The organism is Mucilaginibacter sp. (genome assembly GCF_036383575.1).
Lineage (GTDB): Bacteria > Bacteroidota > Bacteroidia > Sphingobacteriales > Sphingobacteriaceae > Mucilaginibacter.
The window spans coordinates 1-4,392 of the sequence record NZ_DASVOB010000106.1 but is presented as its reverse complement, the minus strand read 5'-3'; the positions used below and the strand labels follow the sequence as shown (position 1 = coordinate 4,392).

Below are 4,392 nucleotides of genomic sequence, written 5' to 3'. Positions count from 1 at the left end.
GCTGCCAGTAAGCGAGCATGGGTTGTTGGGGGGACTTTGATTGAAGGTGAAAGGGTAAGAAAGGTAAAAGGTTCGCGCTTATGCCGTCGCTCGGCTCCAGCCGAGTGTCAGCTATCCCACGGCCTCTGGCCGACGTAAGCTCGTATGACACGCAGGCCAGAGGCCTGTAAATAATGGTCACTCGGCTGGAGCCGAGCGACTAAGGCGATATATAAAAATGAAACGAAACATCCCACATGAAATTGGTCCATTGAAGGCTTTGCAGGAGTTTACTTCTGCAAGGATAGCTATTGGCCGGGTGGGGACAAGTATCCCGCTGAAGCAGTCGCTTGAGTTTAAATTAGCGCATGCGCACGCAAGGGATGCTGTATACTCTGAATTGGATTTGGGCAAACTAACCGATGCCCTTAAGCATTTCGATGTTCCGGTTTTGCAACTGCACAGCCGGGTAACCGACCGCCGGCAATACCTGCAACGGCCCGATCTTGGGCGTAAGCTTAATGAAGCTTCGCTGAGCGAATTAAATGGTTATAGCGCAGAAAGCGATGTGGCTATTATGATAGTTGATGGACTTTCGGCAACAGCGGTAAATGAAAATGCTGTGGGGCTGCTGGATGCACTTATTCCCTTGCTGGTTGCTAATGGTTTAAAGCTGGCGCCGATAAGCCTGGTTGAGCAGGGCAGGGTAGCCATTGGTGATGATATTGGTTACGGACTGAATGCTAAACTCTCGCTGATCCTTATCGGTGAACGCCCGGGACTAAGCTCGGCTGATAGTTTAGGAGCTTATCTTACCTACAACCCTAAACCCGGCTTAACCGACGAATCGCGGAACTGCGTTTCCAATATCCGGCATAAGGGGTTAACCTATAAAAAAGCCGCAAAAAAAATTTTCTATTTAATAAACGAAGCTTTCAAACGAAAGTTATCGGGAGTGGAGTTGAAAGATAATGCGGGTCTTATAGCTGAAAGCTAAAAGCCGATATAAGAAAAGCCCAAAGCATTATGCTCCGGGCTTTTTTTATATCGCTTTTAGTCTTTAGCTTTCCGCTCAATCTTACTTGCTTTCGGCTTTAAGCCTTCTGCTTTCAGCTTTTTAGCTTATTTCCTCCTCGCTTCAATATATCCATTAAATGATATCGGGTCGCGGTTGGTACTGGTTACCTGTAATGAGCCATAACCATCCTGCGAGATACTCAGATTGAATGTTTGTACATCGCGCCAGTCGGCTATGTTTTTTTCCTTGGGTTTGATAGTGATATTCCAGCCGCTTCCCTTCTTTGCTGATGAGTAGGTGAATTTTGTAGTATTTACCTTAATACCACCATCAGTTGTTCCTGGAGGCGGGGCTACATAAGCCCGGCCAAAATAGGGTAGGAATGATACAATGGTATCTTTACTTATCGTAAGATCATAATCAGAAGTAAGCGATCTGCTGCCGCCCCGCATTGGCAAGGCATAGTTAGCTTTAAACACAAAATTTTGATCCTCTACCATTTGTTTTATTTCAGCTTGCTTGGCTGCCTTTTTTTCGGCTTTAGTCTGTTTGGTTTGAGCATTGGTTACATTAACGCCTATAAATATGAATGCGGCCAGTAAGGCTATTTTGTTTAATATTTTCATGATATAAATGTTTAAGTGGTTAGACGATAGTAGGTTATTTAGGTTTAATTACACTCAAATTTAAGCAATCTTTTAAACAAAAGCCCAGCGGTAATTCAGTAGATTTAAGGATTAAAAAGATATTGGAAAATTATGTTCCGGCTATTCAATAGAAAAAAATCAAAGCGTCCTGTACAAGATTGGGAATTGATGCTCATGTATAAAACTATTGAAAAATTGCCCGGTGAGTTTCAACCTCTTAAAGAGCAAATTGAATCCGGGCTATTTACTTCATCGCTGGTCGGTTACAGTACTTCCGATCCTGATTATGTTGCATTTTCTTTTTCTGATCAGATAAGAGACTTTGAGCGTAAACGCGAACGGGGGTTTGAAATTACAAATATAAAAGTGCGGGATATTTGCGGGAATAAGATATTTATGTACACTATATACGTGTCTGATGCGGTTATCGCCGGGTATGCTATAAAAGGATTCGATAAACATGTTATAGATATAATGAGTGCTGATACAGATACCTTTATCAGGAAGTTTTATGATGATAACAATGCTGATTACGAAAATTTGAAAAAGCTAATAGATGAAGAAGCATTGAAATTGATTAAGCCGGAGAATGTTTACCAGGTGAACTTAAGCGACAGGGTGTTTTATCATATAGAAGATCTGGAAGACGGCGACTTTATAGGAATTGAAAGGCATGGTCAAATTTACAAAATAACACACGATCCCTTTGAAATTATTCCCCTTGACCAAAGTTTAACAACGTTTCTTTCAAAATAGGATAAGGTTTGGCCCGCATAAGAAAAACAAATGATAAAAATCAAAAGGCCATCCGTTTAGGATGGCCTTAAAAATATTATAGGTTAATTTCCTTAATATTAAATCAAACTAACACTGCGCTTAACAAATTCAGTTAACTCAGCACCGGTTAATAAACCTTGTGACAGTAAAGCCAGATCAAATGCTTGTTTTGAAAGCTGCGCTTGTACGGTTTCGTCTTCTTCCTGTAAAATGCGGCTTACCAGTTTGTGGTTGCCATTTACAATAACTTTGTAGTTATCAGGCATGTTGCCATAGAAACTCATGCCACCACCCATAGCAGCCATATCTTTCATACGGCGCATAAATTCGTCCATAGTTACGGTAACTGGTAACTCATCCGGGTTTAGGCTTTCAATTTGAACGCTGTAAGCAGGTTTGTTAATGGCTTTATCAAAAATGCCTTTTACTTTGGTTGTCTGCTCTTCGGTCAATACAATTTCAGGGGCATCATCCTTTTTGATCAGCTTGTCGGCTACATCAGCGTCAACGCGTTTTAGGGAAGTTTTCTCTAATTTTTGCTCCAACTGACTGATGAAGTGATTATCGATAGGTGAATTCATCACCAGTACATCGTAACCTTTTTTATTGGCCGATTGGATAAATGAATCCTGTTTTGCCGGATCATTGGTGTAAATGTAAACCAGTTGACCGTCTTTATCGGTTTGGTTGGCTTCAACTTTATCCTTGTATTCAGGCAGGGTAAAGTTTTCTTTTTCGGTATTCGTAACCAACACAAAGTCTTTGGCTTTGTCATAAAACTTGTCTTCGCTCACCATACCGTATTTAACAAACAGACCAATGTCTGTCCATTTTTCCTCATAAGCTTTGCGGTCGGCTTTGAAAAGTTCTGACAATTTATCAGCTACTTTTTTGGTGATATAGCTGTTAATCTTTTTAACGTTGCTGTCGGCCTGTAAAAAGCTTCTTGATACGTTAAGTGGAATATCCGGTGAATCAATAACACCATGTAGCAGCATCAAAAATTCAGGAACGATATCTTTTACCTCGTCGGTAATAAATACCTGGCGACTGAATAGTTTGATCTTGTTTTTCTGGAATTCAAAATCATTTTTCAGCTTAGGGAAGTACAGTACACCTGTAAGGTTGAAAGGATAATCAACGTTAAGGTGGATCCAGAACAACGGATCTTCGCTGAATGGGTAAAGCTGTTTGTAAAAGTCAAGATAATCCTCATCCTTCAATTCAGACGGTGCTTTTGTCCAGATAGGGTTGGTGGTGTTAATGATGTTATCAACCTCAACTGAAGTATATTTTGGTTTGCCTTCTTCGTCAACACCATCTTCTTCAGATTCTGTTTTTGTGCCGAATTTAATAGGTACAGGTAAAAACTTGCAGTATTTATCAAGGATCTCCTGAAGCCTATGCTCGCTTAAAAACTCAGCCGATTCATCATTGATAAACAGGGTGATCTCGGTGCCGCGTTCTTCTAAAATGCCTTCGCCGATTTCAAACTCGGTGCTACCATCACAAACCCAGAAAGCAGGCTCAGCGCCTTCCTGGTATGATAAGGTTTGGATCTCTACCTTATCGGCTACCATGAATGCTGAATAAAAACCTAAACCAAAACGACCGATGATCTCATTGGCATCTTTAGCTTCCTTGAATTTCTCCATAAACTCGGTAGCGCCCGAAAAAGCGATCTGGTTGATATACTTTTTGATCTCTTCGGCGGTCATACCAAGACCGTTGTCGCTAATGGTGATTGTCTTTTTGTCTGCATCAAAAGCTACCTCAACGCGCAGGTCGCCAAGTTCGCCATTGTATTGGCCTAATGAAGCTAAACGTTTGATTTTTTGGGTAGCATCTACCGCGTTTGATACCAGCTCGCGCAAAAATATCTCGTTATCAGAGTATAAGAACTTCTTAATGATCGGGAAAATGTTCTCGGTGTGGATCGAAATGCTGCCTTTTTCTTGCATAACTATATTT

General features: G+C 41.1%; 4 protein-coding genes. 2 read left to right on the top strand and 2 right to left on the bottom strand.

Features of this window, described 5'->3' with window-relative positions:
* The first annotated feature begins 217 nt into the window (after positions 1-217).
* Positions 218-976 carry an ethanolamine ammonia-lyase subunit EutC gene (eutC, locus tag VF500_RS03970; protein WP_330858423.1) on the top strand — a complete coding sequence of 253 codons (759 nt, stop codon included), beginning with the start codon at positions 218-220 and terminating at the stop codon, positions 974-976.
* Between the two features lie 125 nt (positions 977-1,101).
* On the opposite strand, the gene VF500_RS03965 is transcribed toward eutC, so the two are convergent.
* Positions 1,102-1,623: a DUF4251 domain-containing protein gene (locus VF500_RS03965; RefSeq protein WP_110583520.1), complete on the bottom strand. Its 522-nt coding sequence runs from the start codon at positions 1,621-1,623 to the stop codon at positions 1,102-1,104.
* Positions 1,624-1,755: 132 nt separating this feature from the next.
* Between VF500_RS03965 and VF500_RS03960 the strand changes: the two genes are divergently transcribed.
* Positions 1,756-2,400 carry a hypothetical protein gene (locus VF500_RS03960; protein ID WP_330858422.1) on the top strand — a complete coding sequence of 215 codons (645 nt, stop codon included), beginning with the start codon at positions 1,756-1,758 and terminating at the stop codon, positions 2,398-2,400.
* A gap of 98 nt (positions 2,401-2,498) precedes the next feature.
* Here the strand turns inward: VF500_RS03960 and htpG are convergent, their stop codons facing one another.
* Positions 2,499-4,382 carry a molecular chaperone HtpG gene (htpG, locus tag VF500_RS03955; RefSeq protein ID WP_330858424.1) on the bottom strand — a complete coding sequence of 628 codons (1,884 nt, stop codon included), beginning with the start codon at positions 4,380-4,382 and terminating at the stop codon, positions 2,499-2,501.
* Positions 4,383-4,392: the final 10 nt, after the last annotated feature.